Genomic DNA, 20,790 nt, shown 5'->3' with positions numbered 1-20,790 from the left:
GAATCAATATTCTAATTTATAGCCAATCCCCCTAACCGAAATGATATGCTCTGGCTGTTTGGGGTTTTTTTCAATTTTGGATCGCAAACGGCCAATGATCACATCAATGCTTTTATTGGAGCTTTCAGGGTTGATGCTCTCGCTCTCAATCGCAATGCTTTCACGGCTAAACACATAACCTTTTTTGCTGATGAGAAGCGAAAGGATTTCGTATTCAGCCTTAGTTAAGTCTAGCTTTTTTTCATGCATATACACTTCTCGGCTGTCTTTATCTATCCTAAACATATGCGTTTCGCTAGGCTCACTCACTTCTTCTTTTTTATGGGAGCGCCTGAGTAAAGACTGGATACGAGCTAACAATTCTTTAGGATCATAGGGTTTAGGGAGGTAATCATCCGCCCCATAATCTAGTGCTTTAATCTTGTCTTCCACATCGCTTCTTGCTGAAGAAATGATAATGGGGATGTGTTTTTGCTTGGAAATGCGTCTGCACACTTCAAGCCCATCCAAATTAGGCAAAGTCAAATCCAACAACAACAAATCGTAATGCTGCGTGTTGGCTGCACTAATGCCGGTATAGGGTTCATCGTAATTGGTGACATGGATGCCATGTTGGGATAAAAATTCGCTCAAAAATTCAGCCAATTCTATATCATCTTCAATCATCAAAACTTCTATCATTGATCTTGGTAACTCCTTAAACGATTTTTAAACGATTTTTAAACGATTTTTAAACGATTTTTAAACGATTTTTAAACGATTTTTAAACGATTTTTAAAAATCTAATTTCATTAGCAAAGAGTCTAATTATAGCATGTTATTGCTGAAATATAAATAAAAATCCCAAACATTATCATAGTGATCAATGGCGGTTTAAGGCTTTGTTTTTATGGATTAAAAAGTTAAAAATTTATTTTTATTTCCTTAAAAAATAGGGTTTTTTAACTTTATTTTTATAGTAAAACTCATTTCCTTAAGGGGATAGGGAGCATTTTGAAATAACTCTCCCCTTAACCCCCTTAAGAAACCTCCTAACCCAAGAAGACCGCTTAAGAAAATACCGCTCGCTCACGCAAGCTCTTTAGTGTTGATTGTAAAAATGCTAAAAGCATTTTTTATTCTGTGTATTCTTCCTCCAAAGACTCCAAGCGCTTTTCAAGCACGCTCAATTGGTATTGTAAGAAACGCGCCACTAAATCCAAGCGTTCTATCGCCTCCTTTTCTTCTAAAGCTTGCATGCCTTTAAAAAGCACTAAAGTTCTCTCTAGTAAATTTTTTAAAAAAACCCGCTCGCTTGAAATTTGCACTTGCTTTGGGGTTTCTGTTGTGATTTCTTTTATAATGATTTCTTGTGCATGGTTTTCTCCTACGATTTTTTCTTGCGTTTCTATTTTAGGGGTGTTTTTTGGCTCCGTGTTACTAATTGGTGGCGTTTCAGCGTTTTTGGTGTTTTGCAAATAAGGGGGCGTTTTAAAAAAAGAGGGCGTTTTTTGCGTCACATCAAAATCATCAATCGTTTTAGCCATTTTTTCAATCTCGTTAAGGGTTTCTGAAATAATATTTTTCAATTCCATTCTACCAGCCATTTTTCTAAATTCTCAACATTCAAAAAATCCCCTTTGATAAAATTTAAATAATGCCGTTCCAATAGTGCGTTGTGCTTGAAATGAGCGAGATTGTTTTGGATTTTTTCTAATCGTTTCATTTGTTTTAAGGCCTCTTGATGGTTAGGGGTTTTTTCTAAAATATTCGCATAAATTTGCAACGCTTCTTTTAAAAACCCTTGTTCTTCATAAATACGAGCGAGCGTGATGGTTTCTAATGGCATGATCTTCTCTTAATTGTTTTTAATACCACGATTTTTAGCGTCAATCAAATCCCATTTTAGACTCCACTTGGGTGCGTAAAAAACTAAACGCCGGTAAAAGCGTGGGCAGTCGCACTAAATTCACATTCCCGCTATGGATAGTTTCTAACTCGGTGTTATTTTCTAAAAGGATTTTATAAAGCACCAAATAATAGCGTTTTTCAAAGGTATAAATCTTGCCAATTTCATTGACTATGGGCGTGATAGCCGCATTTTTTGGGGTGATGATTTCATAGGCGATGTTAGTGGTGGTGGTGAATTTGCACGCAAAAAAACGCCCATCTTCGGTCACTTCGCCACTGACTTGAAAATCCCCTTCACTAATGGCTGTTTGGTGGTTTTGAGTGTCTAGCCTTTCAAAAGGCCTTCGCATCAAATAGCCATCGGTAAAACCCCTATTTTTAAGCGTGTTCAATTCGCTAGTATAAAAGTTGGGTCTAAAGGTGTTGTGATAAAAATCATCAATCGCTAAACGATAGATGCGCGTGGTTTGCGCGGCATAGTAACTGGACTTGGTGCGCCCTTCAATCTTAAGTGCACTGATGGCGTTTGAACTTAAAATTTCAGCGATATGGCTAGAGAGATTCAAATCTTTAGCGTTAAAAATATGCGTGCCTACGCCCTCTTCTTCAACTAATCGCATCATTACGCCATTATCAGGGTTTTTGACATAATATTCATAATCAAAACGGCAATCATTCGCACAACTCCCCCGATTGGGCACGCGCCCCTTTTGTAAAGCCGAAATCAAGCAACGCCCCGAAAAAGCAAAGCACATGCTCCCATGCACAAAAATTTCTAATTCTAAATTAGGTAAGGTTTTTTTAATTTCAATCGCATCATTCAAGCTCAATTCCCTGGCACACACAATGCGTTTAACCCCTAAATCATAAAACACTTGTGCATCTAACACATTTAAAACATTCGCTTGCGTGGATAAATGGATAGGGATGCGTGGGGCGATTTTTAAAGCGAGTTTGACGACACCAGGCGTAGCGATAATAAAAGCGTCCGGCTCTAGCTCTGCCATTTTAGAGATGTGTTCTTCTAAAAGTTTGAGCTGTGAATTGAAAGGGAAACCATTGATCGTGGCATAGACTTTTTTATTCAGTGCATGCGCGTAATCAATGCCTTCTTTAAAGGTCTCTAAAGTGAATTCTTTGCTCGCACGATTGCGTAAAGAAAAATGGCTCACTCCCCCATAAACCGCATCAGCCCCATAGTTGAGAGCGATTTTAAGCTTTTTTAAATTACCGGCTGGAGAGAGTAATTCTGCCACTTTTACTTGGCTCCAAAAGAAGCGATCAACGCTTCAATATCATCAGCACTAGCTAAATCTTTATCGTCATCGCCGGTGATATAAGTCGCTGAACCCACACGCTTGGAATCATCAATTTTGCCTTCAAAAAGCGAGTTCATGTATTGGCTGAGCGCTCGCATGACATTGACTACCCGTTCAATTTTTTGGCGGTGAATATCTTGAAATTGCATAATATCCATCGCTTGCATGGAGCTATCCGAGCAATTATTGGCTTCTTCTTCAATCGTTTTTAGGGCGTTTAGGATTTCTTGCTGTTCATTGAGCACGGTTTTAAAAGATTCAATGTTAGGGAAATGGGCATGCAAATTTTCAAAAATTTCTTGGTGTTTTTTTAGAGGTTCTTGGATTTTTTTAACCATTTTGGCGATTTTTTCAGCACTAGCCCCAATCAAATCCAATTGATCAAAAATTTGCGTGGCTTTCACTTCAGAATCTCTTGTAACATCGTCTAATTGATGCACGACCTTATGCTCTTCAGTGGGGGGAGGGGGAGGCCATTCGTTAGGACTAATCTTGCCGTATTTTTCAGCATCTTCTTTTTTGACAATCATTTTTTCGCTAGAGTTACAATTTTCTTTACTCTCTTTAGCGAGCTCTTCTTTAGCTTCTTCTTTAGTCTCAGCCTCTAAAGCTTCTAATTTTTCTAAATCGCCCCCACTCATTAAAGCGTCTAATTCTTCTTGTGTCATCGTTATTCCTTGTGCGTTTAAAAGCGTTTTTAACCATAATGCATTGCTGTTATTTTAGCGCACTTAAGCTTTAGCGATCAAAACACCCTCTAAAATGGCGTCAATATCGCCATCTAAAATCGCTTCCACATTGCTATAAGCGATATTGGAGCGAGCGTCTTTGACTTGCTGGTAGGGGGCTAGGACATAGCTTCTTATTTGATGCCCCCAACCGATCTCGCTTTTTTCTTCATTTTTGGCGGTGCTTTGTTGTTTTTCTAATTCCAATTCATAAAGCTTGGATTTAAGCATTTTTAAGGCGCTCGCTTTGTTTTTATGTTGGCTTCTGTCGTTTTGGCATTGCACCACAATACCGGTGGGAAAATGCGTGATCCTAACCGCGCTTTCTGTTTTATTGACATGCTGACCACCTGCCCCACTAGCCCTATAATAATCATAGCGGACATCTTTTTCATCAATTTCTATATCAATATCATCATCCAATTCAGGGCTAATTTGCACGCTCGCAAAACTCGTGTGCCGTTTGGCGTTTGCATCAAAGGGTGAGATCCTAACAAGCCTATGCACACCGCTTTCATTTTTCAAATAGCCATAAGCGTTTTCGCCCTTAATAATAAAGGCTACCCCTTTAATGCCTGCTTCTTCGCCATCTTGATAATCTAAAATCTCGCTTTTAAAACCCCTTCTTTCTGCCCACCTCAAATACATGCGATACAAAATACTCGCCCAATCCTGGCTTTCAGTCCCCCCCGCTCCAGGCTGAATGGTGATAATGGCGTTTGAAGCGTCATGTTCGCCGCTTAACATGATTTCAATTTCTACCTTTTGCACACCATGTTCTAAAATAGGAGCCTCTTCATAAAGTAAAGACAAAGTAACTTCATCGTTATCGTTTTGGGCGATCTCAAACAATTCTACGCTTTCATCTAAAGCGTTTTTGGTTTTTTGATAGGTTTCTAGCAAGCGGTTTAAGCGCACTTTTTCTTTATTGGTGTCTCTGGCTTTTAAGACATCTTGCCAAAAATTAGGGTCTTCTTGCTCTTTTTCAATGCGTTCTAATTTCTGTTTGACCTTTTCAGGCTTGATGATTAAGGCGATATTATCGCATTTGTTTTGCAAGCTTTTTAACAATTCGCTATAAGTGTAGTTATCCACAAATAGAACCTTTATAAGTGGGGTTTTAAAGTGGTCATTATAGCATTGTTAGAGGCTATTTTAAAAGATTTTACTAATCGTACTAAACGCCAAACTGATTTCATCTTTAAAACGCCCCATGATAGCCGAAACAATTAAAATAATGCCCACAAACCCAATCGCAATTTTAACTGGGAAACCAATAGCAAGCAAGTTGAATTGAGGGTGTGTTTTCATGATCATTCCAAAAATAATATCGCTCAATAGCACCAAGCACAAAATAGGGAACGCCATAGAAAACCCTATAATAAACAAGTGCGAAAAGGCTTTGACAATGTTTTTAGCTAGTGCCGGTTCAAAGACAAATTGCCCTAAAGGGACGGCTTTTAAGCTGTGATCCACAAACAAAATGATTTGATGATGGAAAGATAAATCCAGTAAAATTAAAATCGCTAGCAATAAAAGGGCTTGCCCCACAATGGGTTTTTGCGCTCCTGAAATAGGATCATAAACGCTCGCCATGGTAAGCCCCATAGAAAAGCTAATGCTATCGGTTGCAAACACTAAACTCGCAAAGACGATTTGCAAAAAGATAGACGCGCACACCCCTAAAAACAGCTCACATAAACATGCGATGATGAAACTCTCAGGCGTGTAAGTGGCGTTTGAAAATTCTAAAGTAGGGTAAAAAATCGCACTCACATACAAGCTCAAAGCCCCACGCACTGACAATGGCACCAAATGGTTTTCAAAAAAAGGGAAAAAAGATAGCACCCCACTAACCCTTAAAAATAATAAGAAAAAATCCCTTACATGCGGGGTGCTAAGCTCTTGAATAAAATCTAGCATTCTTTTTCTTTAAGGATAAAAAAGTAGTGCGTGAGCATGAGGGTTTGCAACAAGGTGGCAAAAAAATTAAAAAAAGGGATTAGAGAAAAAAGATAGCAAAAAAATGAAAAACGATAATGCTTCAAACGGTGTTGTTTGAGGAGGTTTTGATAACTTTGATGATTAAAAATTGCACTAGCTATATCCAAACTCATGGTGTTTTTAAAAAAGAGGAAATGCACGATTGTAGAAAAAAAGACCCCAAAAATCCCTATAAAAGGAATGGAATAAAAGGGCGTTAAAACCGCCATCAATAAAAGCATAAAAAGGAGCGATTTTAAAAAATATTTAATAGAAAAAAGGATAGAGCCAAATTCTTCTAAAACAACATGGGAATAATATTTTTGGTGCAAATAGGAAACCACTAAAGGGGTGTAAAAAATAGACACAAAAATATTGATGACTAAACTCAAAAAAATCACGATCCAAAAAATAAGAAAATACACTAACGCTTTAAAAACCCATGCAAACACGCTAGAAAAAAAGCCTTGAGCATGGGCATAATCATTTAAAGATTGCGGTAATAAGGTTTGGCAATATCTCACAATGCTCTCGCCATCGTAGTAAAAAACAATTCCAAAAAACGCCAAACTCAAAAGAATGGGACCAAGATTGATTAAAAGCATTCTAGTGCTTAAAAAATCTTCAAAGCTTTTTTTAAGGATAGATAAAGACAAAACCATAACCCAAAACCCTTCTTAAACTCACCTTTATAAGGGGTATTTAAGCACAAAGTCCCTTAATCTTATCCCATAGTCAAGCTTATAAAACACTAGAATAGTTAAAAGAGTATAGAATTTTGCTTTAAACTTGCTATAATGTAGTTTTAATGATGACATTTTAGTAAGGTGGAGAACACACAGATGAAAAAAGGTATTTTAAGTTTAGCGTTAATGGGTATGTTGAGTGCATCGTTTTTGGGGGCTAAGCCTGCTCACAACACGGCTAATAACAGCAAAAAAACGACTGATGCTTCAGCAGGCGTGTTAGCAACAGTGGATGGCAAGCCCATCACTAAAAGCGATTTTGATGCGATCAAGCAACGAAACCCTAATTTTGATTTTGACAAGCTTAAAGAAGAAGAAAAAAAGGCTTTGGTTGAGCAAGCCATTCGCACTGTGCTTGTGGAAAATGAAGCTAAAACCGAAAAATTGGATAGCACTCCAGAATTTAAGGCGATGATTGATGCGGTTAAAAAACAGGCTTTAGTGGAATTTTGGGCTAAAAAACAAGCCGAACAAGTGAAAAAAGTTAAAATTCCAGAAAAAGAAATGCAAGATTTTTATAACGCCAATAAAGAGCAAATTTTTGTGAAACAAGAAGCGCACGCCAGACATATTTTAGTGAAAAGCGAAGATGAGGCTAAAAGGATTATTTCTGAAATTGACAAACAGCCAAAGACTAAAAGAGAAGCTAAATTCATTGAGTTGGCTAATCGTGATACGATCGATCCTAACAGCAAAAACGCGCAAAATGGTGGCGATTTAGGGAAATTCCAAAAAAACCAAATGGCTCCGGATTTTTCTAAAGCCGCTTTTGCCTTAACTCCTGGGAATTACACTAAAACCCCTATTAAAACGGAGTTTGGTTATCATATTATCTATTTGATCTCCAAAGATAACCCTGTAACTTACACTTACGAGCAAGCTAAACCCACTATTAAAGGCATGTTGCAAGAAAAGCTTTTCCAAGAGCGCATGAATCAAAAAATTGAGCAACTAAGGAAGCAGGCTAAGATTGTTATCAACGATAAATTATGAGGTGTTGTCATGCTGGTTAGAGGTAATGAAATCTTATTGAAAGCCCATAAGGAAGGTTATGGGGTAGGGGCGTTTAACTTTGTGAATTTTGAAATGCTAAACGCCATTTTTGAAGCAGGAAACGAGGAAAATTCTCCGCTTTTCATTCAAGCGAGTGAAGGGGCGATCAAATACATGGGGATTGATATGACAGTAGGCATGGTGAAAATCATGTGCGAACGCTACCCACACATTCCTGTAGCTTTACACCTAGATCATGGCACGACTTTTGAAAGCTGTGAAAAAGCCGTGAAAGCGGGTTTCACTTCTGTGATGATTGATGCATCTCATCATGCTTTTGAAGAAAATTTGGAATTGACTTCTAAAGTGGTCAAAATGGCACATAACGCTGGAGTGAGCGTGGAAGCGGAGTTGGGGCGTTTAATGGGGATTGAAGACAATATTTCAGTAGATGAAAAAGACGCTGTGCTAGTGAATCCTAAAGAAGCAGAGCAGTTTGTCAAAGAATCTCAAGTGGATTATTTAGCCCCAGCCATTGGGACAAGCCATGGAGCGTTTAAGTTTAAGGGTGAGCCAAAATTGGATTTTGAACGCTTGCAAGAAGTCAAAAGACTCACTAATATCCCTTTAGTTTTGCATGGAGCGAGCGCGATACCGGATAATGTAAGAAAGTCTTATTTGGACGCTGGAGGCGATTTGAAAGGTTCTAGAGGCGTGCCTTTTGAATTTTTACAAGAATCCGTAAAAGGGGGGATCAATAAGGTCAATACCGACACGGACTTAAGGATCGCTTTTATTGCAGAAGTGCGCAAGGTGGCCAATGAAGATAAGAGCCAATTTGATTTGAGGAAGTTTTTCGCTCCGGCCCAATTAGCGCTTAAAAATGTGGTCAAAGGGCGCATGAAACTTTTGGGTAGCTCTAATAAAATTTAATTAACAGGGAAAGAGTGTAACATGGCAATTGGGATGAGTGAGCTCAAAAAGGGCTTAAAAATTGAATTAGGCGGTGTGCCTTATAGGATCGTAGAATACCAACATGTCAAGCCCGGTAAGGGTGCGGCTTTTGTGCGCGCGAAAATCAAGTCGTTTTTAGATGGTAAAGTGATTGAGAAAACTTTCCATGCGGGGGATAAGTGCGAAGAGCCTAACCTTGTGGAAAAAACGATGCAATACCTTTATCATGATGGCGATGCGTATCAATTCATGGATATAGAGAGCTATGAGCAAATCGCCTTAAGCGACTCTCAAGTAGGCGAGGCTTCTAAATGGATGTTGGATGGTATGCAAGTGCAAGTTTTATTGTATAATGACAAGGCGATTTCAGTAGATGTGCCTCAAGTTGTGGCTTTAAAGATTGTAGAAACGGCCCCTAATTTTAAGGGCGATACTTCAAGTGCGAGCAAAAAACCAGCGACTTTAGAGACCGGTGCGGTTGTGCAAGTGCCTTTCCATGTTTTAGAGGGTGAGATTATTAAGGTTAATACCGAAACAGAAGAGTATCTTGAAAAAGTGAAATAGTTTTTCATTGGGTATGGATAAAATACTCAAAAGCATTTTTAAAATCTAGCATGAAAGAGCTTGATTTTAAGCAAGCGATAATCTTCTAAAAAGCGATCTTTTGGGTTAGGGGGATTAAAAGATAGGATTTTTCGCTCCATTTAAAGGAGTGTGAGTTTGGGTGTAAGGAAAACTCACATCAAATTTTATTAAAATGGATACAAGAAAATTCTTTTAAGTTATTTTTTACCCTAATCTGTTTTGTTGCAATCACCTTAAAAGCAAAAGATAGTTGGCAGATAAAATGAAACAAAAAATAAAAAATCAAACAGACTTACAACACTACCAATGGTATTAAGAACTTGAATGAATAAATATAATTGCATAGATTTATTTAGTGGAGCTGGCGGTTTATCATTGGGTTTTGCAAATACAAATAGATTTAATATTTTAGCCCACATTGAGTGGGAAAAACCTATGGTTATGACATTGAGAAATGCTTTGATTAAACGCTTTAAAATTAGTGAAAAAAAACAAAAAAAAGAGTTATCAAATTTGATATTCAAAAAACTGATGAATTGATCAATGGCTCTTGGAGTGATGAAACTCTTAAAATTTATGGCTCTGATAACGACGAAAGCGTTAGTCAATTTGGATTAAATGGTGTGGTTAATGGTAGAAAAATAGATGTTATCTTTGGCGGTCCTCCTTGTCAAGCCTATTCTCTTGCAGGTAGGGCGCAAGATAAACACTCTATAAAATATGATTATAGGAATTATCTTTTTGAAAGTTTTGTTAGGATAGTTGATTGTTATCAACCAAAATGCTTTGTGTTTGAAAATGTTCCTGGCATGCTTAGTGCAAAACCTGGTGATCAGTTCGTGAAAGATAGGGTTTATGAAGCTTTTTTAAAAATAGGGTATGAAATTAAAAAACCAAATGGAATGAAAGATATAATCTATTCTAGCGGTGATTATGAAGTCCCACAAACTAGAAAACGAGTAATCATATTTGGCGTTCGTAAAAACAGCAAAGAATTACTATCTAAATTTTATCAAAACCTAGACGATCTCAAATCCAAAAACCCACCGCTTAGCGTTAAAGACGCTATTGGTCATCTACCCAAGTTTAGACCACTCAAAACACCTCTAAAAATCAACAATAAAAACATTTCTCACGAATTTATCGGCACAAATCATTTGACACAAAATTTTCCACGATATAATAATCTACGAGATTTAAAAGCGATGAAATTTTGGATTGAAAACAACATGAATAACGCTCCCACAAAAGAAAAGCTTGATTTTTATACTAGGATTACTGGAAAAGTTTCAAACCATAACAAATATAGAAATTTAGAATGGGATAAACCATCGCCAACATTAGTGGCACATTTACAAAAAGATGGTTTTATGTTTATACACCTAGAAGCCGATCAAAGCCGTTCAATCACTATAAGAGGAGCAGCGATTTTACAGACTTTCCCTAATGATTTTGAATTTATGGGATCACAAGCGGCTTGTTTTAAAATGATAGGCAATGCAGTGCTAGTCAATTTTGCCAAAAATATAGCTTTAGCAGTAGCAAAGGTTTTAGATGAAAAAACTAATATAAATGTTTTAATAGCTTGTGAAGAAAGCCAAAGAGTGTGTAATGAGTTTAGAAAGCTTGGTTTCAACGCTTATAGTTGTGATTTGTTAGAGTGTAGTGGTGGGCATCTAGAGTGGCATTTTAATTGCGATGTTTTTGAAGTGATTGAAAATAAAGGCGGTGTTTTGCAAAATGGCAAACATGCAAAAGTTTCGCAATGGGATATAATGATAGTGCACCCACCTTGCACTTTCTTAGCCGTTAGTGGAGCAAAGTGGTATTACCACCCTAAAGATAAAGATTTGCCCATAGAACAAAAAAGACCCCACCCAAAATTCCCAAACCGCACAAAAGACAGAGAGGAAGCTTTAAAATTTTTTATGGATTTAGTGGATGCAAAAATCCCTTATATCGCAATAGAAAACCCTATTGGTATAATGAATACAAGATACAAAAAACCTGAACAAATAGTCCAACCTTACCACTTTGGTGATAGCGCTTCAAAAAAGACTTGTTCGTGGCTTAAAAACTTACCGCCCTTAAAACATACAAATATCGTTGATCCTGGCGAGTTTATAGAGTTTAAAAGTGGTAAAAAAATAGCAAAATGGTATAGCGATGGACTGACTAAAACAAAATCAGCTAAAGAGCGTCAAATTTGGAGGAGCAAAACATTCCTAGGATTTGCAAAAGCGATGGCAGAGCAGTGGGGGGAGTTTGTAAAAAATGAGATGTTTAAAAAGGTAAAAAATGAAAATTTATTTAAGGAAAGTTGATAATCAATGTATTGTCAAACAAATCAGCATTACAAGAGGTATTTTAGAACATTTTTTTTGATAAAGCCAACAATCAAGATGAAGTAAATATGAAAGGTGTGCTATCTGGTTATAGTGATAAGGTTAGCATTCTTTTAGCAACAGATCCTAGACTTGGTGGAGGAATTAAGAAAATTATCAGTGCGGAAGTCAATCAGCTAAAAGAACACAGATTAGACCATGAATTAAAAACTGATGATATTCTACTTTTTACTTGCATATCTTCCAAAGAATACACATTAGAAATCATTTTACCAACTGATACAAAATATCATGTTTTAAATAGTTTAATAAATAATAGCAAACATTTATTGGTTTTTAGTGAGAATGAAACAAGATCTTTAGATGATAAAATAGACGAAAGCGTTAGAATAGATGGAGGAAAAAATATAATCCTTTATGGTGTTCCTGGTAGCGGCAAAAGCTACGCTTTGCAAAGAGATTATTGCAATGATAACAGCGTGGTAGAAAGGATAGTGTTCCATCCTGACTATTCTTACAGTGATTTTGTGGGACAAATTATACCGAGTATAGATGATAGCGGTATTGTAAGCTATAAATTTAATCCTGGACCATTTACAAACATTCTTAAAAAGGCGTATCATAACCCACAAACTAAGCATATTTTAGTGATTGATGAAATAAATCGTGGTAATGCACCTGCCATATTTGGGGAAATTTTTCAGCTTCTTGACAGACTTAAACATGACAAAGATGGTTTTAAAAAGGGCTCAAGTGGGTATGCTATCAATAATATGGATATTGCAAATGTTGTATATAATGATAAAGACGCAAAAATAAGGATCTCATCAAATTTATGGATAATAGCCACAATGAACACGAGCGATCAAAATGTATTCACGCTAGATACTGCCTTTCAGCGTAGATTTTCTATGCAACTTATTGAAAATTCCTTTGAAAATGTCAGTGATGATTTTAAAAATATGAAAATTTTAGATACTGATATCACTTGGCAAAAATTTTGCACCACTATGAATGAAAAAATAGCTTAAAATAACGAGGGGCTGAACTCTATGGAAGACAAGCGATTTGGCGTTTATTTTGTCAGTATTGATGATTTAAAGAATAAAGAAAATTTTGCACACAAAGTCATAAAATATCTTTTGGACGATGTGTTTAAATTTGATAGAAATATAATATTTAATACTATAAAGTTTAATACACTTGAAGCTGTTGTAAAGAATTTTACCAAAGAAAAAGGTAGAACCCAATTTGATATTTTTCATGATGAGATAAAAGAACTTTTATTCAATGTTTAATTTAAAAGCGTGTTGTTTTACAGACAATGAATTGAATGATGATTTTGTAGGTGTTAGAAGCGTCAATAATGACTTGCAAATTTGTTTCCCACTAGGATTTGATATAGGCGGTGATAAAAGCATCAGAGAAAATATAAAAAAACTCATTTCTGTTCTTTTGGAATATAACAAAACATTTGCATATGAAAATTTGTTAAATAATAAAAATGATATTATAATCTCAAATTTTCCACTTAAATCATATAAAAATATCATAGAATATTTTTTATCACATGGTTACTACACAGAAAATAAAAGCTATTATGAAAATAGTGCAAAAGGCAAGATAAATTTTTCTAAAATAATTAAGAAAAATAGACCCATTATTCAAAATCTTAATAATAAAAACTCTTTTGTCTATACTCGTTTTCAAGTTAAAAAGAAAATGATAAATGAAAATGAATTGATAACAGCTATAAACAAATATTGCGTGTATGAAGCGTTTTCTAAATTTGGCTTTGTTTTTAGCTCGTTTATGCCACCAAAATTCAAACTACCTACTGATAAAAATTATTGCATTTATCTGCTTGAAAATAAATTAAATCACACATTTAATGATAACAAAAAAACCCTTTTTCAATCCATGAAAAATATTCTTTTGCACGATGATGGTGTTCTAGATAAGACTGATTTTAAATTTGGAACATATAATTTTTATGTTATTTGGGAAAAAATGATAGACAAAGCATTTGGTATCAAAAATAAAGAAGTTTATTTCCCTAAAATAAAATGGAATTTGCACTATTCTAAGCAAAAATCTGATTGTGTATTACAACCAGATAGCATCATGTTGTTTGAAGATAAAATTTATATATTAGATGCAAAATACTATAAATATGGTGTAAGTGGTGTTGCAAACGATTTACCCAATAGTGCATCCATAATAAAACAGATTGTCTATGGCGAATATGTGGCAAAACTGGAAGCAAAAAAAGAGATTTACAGTATCTTTTTAATGCCATTTAACAGATTTAACAATCCTCTAAAATTAAATAATATTTTTGAAAATATAGGCTTTGCAAATGGAGAGTGGAGAGACAATCTAAAGCGATATGAAAACATACAAACAATTTTAATAGACACTAAATTTTTAATGCAAAATTACAATAAAAAATCCAATAATCTTTTAAAATTACTAGTAAAAAATGTGCAACAAAATAAAATATAATTTTTAAAAATTTTAATCAAAAATAAAATAAATCTAAAACGATAACAACAAAGTTTTAAAACCCCACTTTTTCATCAAAACAAACCTACAGCGATCGTTTTATGCCATCAGCGTTTAAAGGGGTGTTGGCTTTCAAGAATTTTGATGCTCTTTGACCTAAAATTTCTTTATAAAATTTAGGGTGTAGACCAAGATTGGGGCGTAAGGCTTTGATATTATCGCTAGTCAATGTTTCGCCTTTTTGAATATCCTTAATAACAAATAAAGAGCGGGCGAAAAATCTTTGCTTCTCTAAAGTCTTTGGATTGATTTTGGGCTCTTCTTCGCCTAAAGCTAAAACACTTTGTTTGATTGTTTTGACCATGTTTTTAAATTCGTTAAAATCCATGCTAAAAGCGCTGTCTAGGGTTTGTAAGGATTTGTTTAAAATGAAATGCTTTTCTATCATGCTCGCTCCCAAAGTGGTAGCTAAAATGGGACAAAGAGAGCCAATCGTATGATCGCTCAAGCCAAATTTGACGCCAAACTTTTCGCCCAATTTAACCATGCTCAACAAATTAGCGTCTTCTAATTGGCTAGGATAAGCGCTCACGCATTTTAAAAGGGTGATGTCAAAATTATTCACTTCTTTGCACAAATTTATAGCGTCTTGCAATTCAGTGTGTGTAGCGATACCGCTAGAAAGGATAATGGGCTTTTTTGTGTGTGCAACCTTTTCAATCAAATCTAAATCAACGATTTCAAAACTAGCGATTTTATACATAGGGCAATCCAAACTCTCTAAAAGCTCTAAAGCTTGTGAGCTAAAGGGCGAGCTAAAAATACCTAAATCAAGCTTTTTAGCTAACTCAAACAATTCAGCATGCCATTCTAGGGGGGTAGAAGCCTTTTGATACAACGCATACAAATTTTCTTTATCCCACAAAGTGCCTTGAATGATGAAAGGATCTTCTTTGGAGTTTAAAGTCATGCAACTTGGGGTGTAGGTTTGGAGCTTCACAAAATCCGCACCACTCTCCTTAATGGCATGAAGGCTTTCTTTAGCGAGATTTAAATCTTGGTTATGATTAGCGCTCAATTCAGCGACAATTTTAGGGTATTGTAACATTTTTATTTTTCCTTAATCAAAACTTCTTTTTCTAAGCGATAGACTTGAGAGCAAGTGAAAGCTAAATGTTCATCATGCGTGGCTAAAACTAACGCCCCTTCTTTTTCTACAATATAGCTTTGCAGCATGCTAATAACTTGATTAGCGCTCGTGGTGTCTAAATTCCCAGTAGGTTCATCAGCGATAATGATTTTGGGTTTTTTAGAAAGCACTCTAGCGATGCTTAATCGTTGTTGCTGGCCACCGCTTAATTCGCCCACGCCTTGCTTTAGGGTGTGGGCTATGCCTAATTTTTCTAAGATGGAATGATCTATTTCTTGCTTGGCTATGATTGAAGCGACTTGCAAGTTTTCTAAAGCGCTAAAACCCTTAAAAAGATAATGTGCTTGAAAGACTATACCCACTTTTAAGCGCCGTAATTCTAAAAGCTTTTTGGAATTTAAGGCATAAATATCTTGGTGTTCTAACAAGCTAATCGTTCCGCTATTTGGTTTTAGCATGGTGGCTAAATGGCTTAAAAGCGTGCTTTTTCCGCTCCCACTTACGCCTAAAATCGCTAGGCTTTCTTTGGGTTTAATGTGTAAATTCACGCCGCTATAAAGGGGCTTTTCAAAGGCATGAGAAATATTAACGGCTTTAATCATGATTGTTTCCTAAAAAGAATATCGCCCAATAAACTAGGGCTTAAAATGTAAGAAGGTGAAAGATTCGCGCTGTGTAAGATGGTTTTATCATAACGCCTTGCATAGTATTTTAAAAGCATTCTTTGTAAGGTGGGTTCAATGCTTGGGCTAAACCATGCGTTATTGCTCATCACTATAAAAATTTTTGAAGGGCTGTTCAAGTAAGCGGATTTTGAAGTACCTTCATAGCAAATCAGGGGGCGGAAAGTAAAATCATCTAATGTGAAATCGCTAAAATTGGAAGCGTTGCGGTATAAATAAGCGCTCTCGCCAAAAAAGAGTTTTTCAAGGGGTTTTTGAAGAAATTCTGGTAAGGGCATTGTTTCGCCAAAGGGGGCTAAGATCACTTTATCGGCGACTTGAACGCTTTCTTTAGAAAATAAAAACGAGCTGTTGTAGAGATTATAGCCTTGAGTTCGCAATGTCCCTATTAAAATGGAAATGTCATCGCTTAAATCTTCTAGTTTAGCTTTAAAAGGGGAGTTTTCTAGGGGGATAGGGTAGGCGGTCTCTGGAAAGACGATTAAGGTTTTTTTCTTATTTTGAGCGAGCTTGATTTCTTTAAGAATGTTGTTTTCAATGTCATTAAGGTAGCTTGAGTCAAATTTCAAATCTTGGGGCGTTCTTGTAGAGACTAATTCAATGTTTCCAACCTTGTTTAAATCGCTTGTTTTAAAGAAATTAAAATCTAACGCGCCAAGTAAAAATAAAACCCCTATGATTCTATATTTTTTAAATTGTTTAGCGCTCAAAAAAATGCAAGCCAAAAAAACAAGCCCTAGCGATAATTGATCCACCCTAAACACGCTGTAAGAAAAAAAGCTATCCAAGACTAACCAATCAAATCCAAAGGGGTGGATAAAACTAAGACCTAAAAAACTTAAAAGTCTGAAATAGGGGTTTTCAAAATAGAGCAACAAATAAAATAAAACCCCATAAACTAACGCTATTAAAATAACGATTAAAGGCAATAAATAAATAAAATCAGAGTAGCGAAAACTTAAAGCGCACCAATAAAACAACAACGCCCCCACAAAAAACCCTAAAGCAAACGCGCTGTTTTTAGGGGTTTTTAAAAACGCTAGCATGCTTAAAGGGGCTAGTAGGCTTGTGAGTATGATAGGAATATAGGGGTTTTCAATAGCAAAAGCGTCTAAAAAAACATTCGCATACACGCTTGAAACAAATACGCATGCCAATAAAAAAGCGTTTTGATTGAACAGAATAAGACGCATAATTAAATTTTGAAACCTTGAGATTGTTTTAGAATATTATAGCTATATTTTATTAAAGAATTTTAGCTTGATTTTAATTTTAAGGGTAGTCTTTTTTAAGTTATGTTATTATTTTAAAATTTCAAGTCTAAAGAGTGCGTCTTGATGGCGTTAAAATCATGGGCGTTTTAGCACTCACTATCTTTATGAGAGATAGAGATAATAGAAATAGAGATGCATGAAAGAAAGGTTTGGGTTTAGGGTTTGAATTATATTGATTTGGCGTTACTTGTGGTGGTGGTAGCCTTTGGGATTAGGGGATTTTATCATGGCTTGGTGAGTGAAGTAGCAGGGATTTTAGGGATTGTGCTTGGCGTGTATTTAGCGTCTCGCTATTCTGTGGCGATCGGTCAATTGTTTTCAGATCATCTGTATGATTTAAGAAATGAAACCATGACTAATCTCATTGGTTTTTTATTGGTGTTGGCATCTGTTTGGGTGTTTTTCTTGGCTTTAGGCGTGGTGCTAGGAAAGGTGTTGAAGTTCAGTGGGCTAGGCATTATAGACAAGGCGTTGGGGTTTATTTTTTCATGCTTAAAGACTTTTTTAGTGCTTTCTTTCATCCTTTATGCACTCTCTAAAATGGAATTGATGAAAGACGCCAATACCTACTTGCAAGAAAAAAGCGATATTTTTCCCACCATGAAAAGTATCGCTAGCAAGATCATGCACCTTGATGGCGTCAAACATGTGGAGCAAAACCTTAAAGAAAACCTTGAAGAAATGAGCGATGAAGTCAAAAATAAAGAATCTTTTAACAAAGCTAAAGAATCTTTTGATAAGGTCATGGATAAGGGCGTAGAAGTTCTAAAAGAAAAGGCTAAAGATTCGCCTAAAAACATGCTAGAGCTAAAAGATAACCTAATTAAGCCCAACCAAAACCCATCTAAAGAACCCCTATAAAGGCAAAACATGTTTTCTAACCAATACATCCAACAACGCATTCATAAAGCCAACAGCTTGAGAGAAGAAGGGAAAAACCCTTATAAAAATGGCTTGAAACGAAGCCTAACAAACGCCGCTTTTTTAGAAAAATACGCTTATGTTAAGGATTTAGAAGGGCCTAAAGACAAAGAAAAATGCGAGAGTATTGTAGGGAGGGTCAAGCTCTTGCGTTTAATGGGTAAGGCATGTTTTATTAAAATTGAAGATGAAAGTGCGATTTTACAAGCCTATGTTTCACAAAATGAATTGAACGATGAATTTAAAAGCCTAAAAAAGCATTTAGAAGTGGGCGATATTGTGTTGGTGAAAGGCTTTCCTTTTGCCACTAAAACCGGTGAATTAAGCATTCATGCCCTAGAATTCCACATTTTAAGCAAAACCATTGTCCCCTTACCTGAAAAGTTTCATGGATTAAGCGATATAGAATTGCGTTACCGCCAGCGTTACTTGGATTTGATAGTCAATCCTAGCGTTAAAGATGTGTTTAAAAAGCGCAGTTTGATTGTCTCTAGCGTGCGTAAATTCTTTGAAATGGAAGGCTTTTTGGAAGTAGAAACTCCGATGATGCACCCCATTCCTGGCGGGGCGAACGCAAGGCCTTTTATCACTTATCATAACGCTTTGGAAATTGAAAGGTATTTAAGGATTGCCCCAGAATTATACCTTAAACGCTTGATTGTAGGGGGTTTTGAAGCGGTGTTTGAAATCAATCGTAATTTTAGGAATGAAGGCATGGATCATAGCCATAACCCCGAATTTACGATGATTGAGTTTTATTGGGCGTATCACACTTATGAAGATTTGATTGAACTAAGCAAGAGGTTATTTGACTACTTGCTAAAGACTTTAAATTTAGATTCAAAAATCATTTATAACGACATGGAAGTGGATTTCAATCAAACGAGCGTGATTTCCTATTTAGACGCTTTAGAAACAATAGGGGGCATTAGCAAGGAGATTCTAGAAAAAGAAGACAAACTTTTAGCTTATTTGTTAGAGCAAGGTATCAAAGTAGAGCCTAATCTCACTCATGGTAAATTACTCGCTGAAGCGTTTGATCGTTTTGTAGAACACCAACTTATTCACCCCACTTTTGTAACCGAATACCCTATTGAGATTAGCCCGCTAGCCAGACGCAACGATAGTAACCCTAATATTGCTGACAGGTTTGAATTGTTTATTGCAGGAAAAGAAATCGCTAACGGCTTTAGCGAATTGAATGACCCCTTAGATCAATTAGAACGCTTTAAAAATCAAGTAGCCGAAAAAGAAAAAGGCGATGAAGAAGCCCAATACATGGACGAAGATTATGTGTGGGCGTTAGCTCATGGAATGCCCCCCACTGCAGGGCAAGGCATAGGCATTGACAGATTAGTGATGCTACTCACTGGGGCTAAAAGTATTAAAGATGTGATTTTATTCCCAGCGATGCGTCCTGTTAAAAACGATTTTAATATTGAGAGTGAAGAATAATGGCTTATTTTTTAGAACAAAGCGATAGTGAAATTTTTGAGTTGATCTTTGAAGAGTTTAAGCGCCAAAATGAGCATTTAGAAATGATAGCGAGCGAGAATTACACTTTTGCTAGCGTTATGGAAGCTATGGGAAGTATTTTAACGAATAAATACGCTGAAGGCTATCCTAATAAGCGCTATTATGGAGGCTGTGAAGTGGTGGATAAAGTAGAAAGCTTGGCCATAGAAAGGGCTAAAAAGCTTTTTAATTGCCAGTTTGCTAATGTGCAAGCGCATTCAGGCTCGCAAGCTAATAACGCTGTCTATCACGCCCTTTTAAAGCCTTATGACAAGATTTTAGGCATGGATTTAAGCTGTGGGGGGCATTTAACGCATGGCGCTAAAGTGAGTTTGACCGGTAAGCATTACCAGAGCTTTTCTTATGGCGTGGGTTTAGATGGCTATATTGATTATGGAGAAACGCTAAAAATCGCTCAAAGCGTTAAACCTCAAATCATTGTGTGTGGGTTTTCAGCCTATCCAAGGGAGATTGATTTTAAGAAATTTAGAGAAATCGCTGACGAAGTGGGGGCATTACTGTTAGGCGATATAGCCCATGTGGCAGGGCTTGTAGTCGCTAGTGAGCATGCCCATCCTTTCCCACATTGCCATGTGGTTTCAAGCACCACTCACAAGACTTTAAGAGGGCCTAGAGGGGGGCTTATTTTAACCAATGATGAAGAAATAGCGGCTAAGATTGATAAAGCGATCTTTCCAGGGACTCAAGGCGGACCTTTGATGCATGCGATTGCTGCAAAAGCGGTGGGGTTTAAAGAGAATTTAAAGCCAGAGTTTAAAACTTATGCAAAGTTGGTGAAATCTAACATGCAAGTTCTCGCTAAAGTGTTAAAAGAAAAAAACCATAAGTTAGTGAGCGATGGCACTTCCAACCATTTGCTTTTAATGGATTTTTTAAACAAGCCTTATAGCGGAAAAGATGCTGACATTGCATTAGGGAATGCCGGAATCACTGTGAATAAAAACACCATTCCTGGTGAAACGCGTAGCCCTTTTGTAACGAGCGGGATAAGGATTGGCTCAGCGGCATTGAGTGCAAGGGGCATGGGCACTAAGGAGTTTGAAATCATAGGGAACAAAATATCAGATATTTTGAATGATATCAATAATGTTAGTTTGCAATTGCATGTGAAAGAAGAATTGAAAGCGATGGCTAGTCAATTCCCTGTGTATCACCAACCTATTTTTTAAGGAAGTCAA

19 protein-coding genes and 2 pseudogenes are annotated in these 20,790 nt (G+C 36.4%); 10 read left to right on the top strand and 11 right to left on the bottom strand.

Annotation, left to right across the window (positions count from 1 at the left end):
- Positions 1-3: 3 nt before the first annotated feature.
- The 8 genes from arsR to DYI00_RS05010 all read right to left on the bottom strand — a co-directional run bounded on the left by arsR (position 4) and on the right by DYI00_RS05010 (position 6,582).
- Positions 4-681 (bottom strand): acid response regulator transcription factor ArsR, encoded by a 678-nt coding sequence (gene arsR, locus DYI00_RS05045; RefSeq protein ID WP_011577301.1) that lies wholly within the window; start codon positions 679-681, stop codon positions 4-6.
- Between the two features lie 434 nt (positions 682-1,115).
- Positions 1,116-1,574, bottom strand: a complete 459-nt coding sequence (locus tag DYI00_RS05040) for a CiaD-like domain-containing protein (RefSeq protein ID WP_011577302.1) — start codon at positions 1,572-1,574, stop codon at positions 1,116-1,118.
- Positions 1,565-1,828 carry a tetratricopeptide repeat protein gene (locus DYI00_RS05035; RefSeq protein WP_011577303.1) on the bottom strand — a complete coding sequence of 88 codons (264 nt, stop codon included), beginning with the start codon at positions 1,826-1,828 and terminating at the stop codon, positions 1,565-1,567. Before DYI00_RS05035 ends, DYI00_RS05040 begins: the two co-directional genes overlap by 10 nt.
- A 40-nt stretch (positions 1,829-1,868) precedes the next feature.
- Positions 1,869-3,146, bottom strand: a complete 1,278-nt coding sequence (locus DYI00_RS05030) for a peptidase U32 family protein (protein ID WP_011577304.1) — start codon at positions 3,144-3,146, stop codon at positions 1,869-1,871.
- A 2-nt stretch (positions 3,147-3,148) separates the two neighbouring features.
- Entirely contained in the window at positions 3,149-3,877 is a 729-nt protein-coding gene (cheZ, locus tag DYI00_RS05025; RefSeq protein WP_011577305.1) for a protein phosphatase CheZ, read from the bottom strand.
- Positions 3,878-3,940: 63 nt separating this feature from the next.
- On the bottom strand, positions 3,941-5,032 hold the full coding sequence (gene prfB, locus DYI00_RS05020) for a peptide chain release factor 2 (protein WP_011577306.1): 1,092 nt from the start codon (positions 5,030-5,032) through the stop codon (positions 3,941-3,943).
- A 60-nt stretch (positions 5,033-5,092) separates the two neighbouring features.
- Positions 5,093-5,860, bottom strand: coding sequence for a flagellar biosynthetic protein FliR (gene fliR, locus DYI00_RS05015; RefSeq protein WP_011577307.1), 768 nt, complete (start codon positions 5,858-5,860; stop codon positions 5,093-5,095).
- Entirely contained in the window at positions 5,854-6,582 is a 729-nt protein-coding gene (locus DYI00_RS05010; RefSeq protein ID WP_011577308.1) for an EI24 domain-containing protein, read from the bottom strand. Before DYI00_RS05010 ends, fliR begins: the two co-directional genes overlap by 7 nt.
- A gap of 180 nt (positions 6,583-6,762) precedes the next feature.
- On the opposite strand from DYI00_RS05010, the gene DYI00_RS05005 reads away from it, so the two are divergent.
- From DYI00_RS05005 to DYI00_RS04980, 7 genes and pseudogenes are all read left to right on the top strand, one after another.
- A complete protein-coding gene (locus DYI00_RS05005) occupies positions 6,763-7,659 on the top strand; it encodes a peptidylprolyl isomerase (protein WP_011577309.1) in 897 nt (298 codons plus the stop codon).
- Between the two features lie 9 nt (positions 7,660-7,668).
- Entirely contained in the window at positions 7,669-8,592 is a 924-nt protein-coding gene (locus tag DYI00_RS05000) for a class II fructose-bisphosphate aldolase (protein WP_011577310.1), read from the top strand.
- Positions 8,593-8,613: 21 nt separating this feature from the next.
- The gene (gene efp / locus DYI00_RS04995; RefSeq protein WP_011577311.1) at positions 8,614-9,177 is read left to right on the top strand and encodes an elongation factor P; all 564 of its coding nucleotides are present in this window, start codon (positions 8,614-8,616) and stop codon (positions 9,175-9,177) included.
- Between the two features lie 345 nt (positions 9,178-9,522).
- Positions 9,523-10,760: pseudogene (locus tag DYI00_RS08755) on the top strand (DNA cytosine methyltransferase); the annotation flags it as partial.
- A 6-nt stretch (positions 10,761-10,766) separates the two neighbouring features.
- Complete coding sequence (locus DYI00_RS08750; RefSeq protein ID WP_172460809.1) at positions 10,767-11,522, top strand: hypothetical protein; 756 nt, start codon at positions 10,767-10,769, stop codon at positions 11,520-11,522.
- A pseudogene (locus tag DYI00_RS04985) lies at positions 11,497-12,841 on the top strand (McrB family protein). Before DYI00_RS08750 ends, DYI00_RS04985 begins: the two are co-directional and overlap by 26 nt.
- On the top strand, positions 12,834-14,048 hold the full coding sequence (locus tag DYI00_RS04980) for an LlaJI family restriction endonuclease (protein ID WP_104687388.1): 1,215 nt from the start codon (positions 12,834-12,836) through the stop codon (positions 14,046-14,048). The pseudogene DYI00_RS04985 and the gene DYI00_RS04980 overlap by 8 nt, the downstream one beginning before the upstream one ends.
- 85 nt (positions 14,049-14,133) lie before the next feature.
- Here DYI00_RS04980 and pseI read toward each other — a convergent pair whose 3' ends face one another.
- From pseI to DYI00_RS04965, 3 genes are read right to left on the bottom strand one after another with little or no spacing between them, the layout of a single operon-like run.
- Positions 14,134-15,156, bottom strand: a complete 1,023-nt coding sequence (gene pseI, locus DYI00_RS04975; RefSeq protein WP_011577316.1) for a pseudaminic acid synthase — start codon at positions 15,154-15,156, stop codon at positions 14,134-14,136.
- Positions 15,157-15,158: 2 nt separating this feature from the next.
- Entirely contained in the window at positions 15,159-15,800 is a 642-nt protein-coding gene (locus tag DYI00_RS04970) for an ABC transporter ATP-binding protein (protein ID WP_011577317.1), read from the bottom strand.
- Positions 15,797-17,074 (bottom strand): apolipoprotein N-acyltransferase, encoded by a 1,278-nt coding sequence (locus DYI00_RS04965; RefSeq protein ID WP_011577318.1) that lies wholly within the window; start codon positions 17,072-17,074, stop codon positions 15,797-15,799. Before DYI00_RS04965 ends, DYI00_RS04970 begins: the two co-directional genes overlap by 4 nt.
- Before the next feature lie 243 nt (positions 17,075-17,317).
- Between DYI00_RS04965 and DYI00_RS04960 the strand changes: the two genes are divergently transcribed.
- From DYI00_RS04960 to DYI00_RS04950, 3 genes are read left to right on the top strand one after another with little or no spacing between them, the layout of a single operon-like run.
- A complete protein-coding gene (locus DYI00_RS04960) occupies positions 17,318-18,016 on the top strand; it encodes a CvpA family protein (RefSeq protein ID WP_011577319.1) in 699 nt (232 codons plus the stop codon).
- 9 nt (positions 18,017-18,025) lie between these two features.
- A complete protein-coding gene (gene lysS, locus DYI00_RS04955) occupies positions 18,026-19,531 on the top strand; it encodes a lysine--tRNA ligase (RefSeq protein WP_011577320.1) in 1,506 nt (501 codons plus the stop codon).
- Positions 19,531-20,781: a serine hydroxymethyltransferase gene (locus DYI00_RS04950; protein ID WP_011577321.1), complete on the top strand. Its 1,251-nt coding sequence runs from the start codon at positions 19,531-19,533 to the stop codon at positions 20,779-20,781. Before lysS ends, DYI00_RS04950 begins: the two co-directional genes overlap by 1 nt.
- Positions 20,782-20,790: the final 9 nt, after the last annotated feature.

Source organism: Helicobacter acinonychis (assembly GCF_900461455.1).
In the GTDB taxonomy this organism is placed as follows: Bacteria; Campylobacterota; Campylobacteria; order Campylobacterales; family Helicobacteraceae; genus Helicobacter; species Helicobacter acinonychis.
The sequence above is the reverse complement of the archived record's forward strand: the minus strand, read 5'-3'. Positions and strand labels throughout refer to the sequence as shown.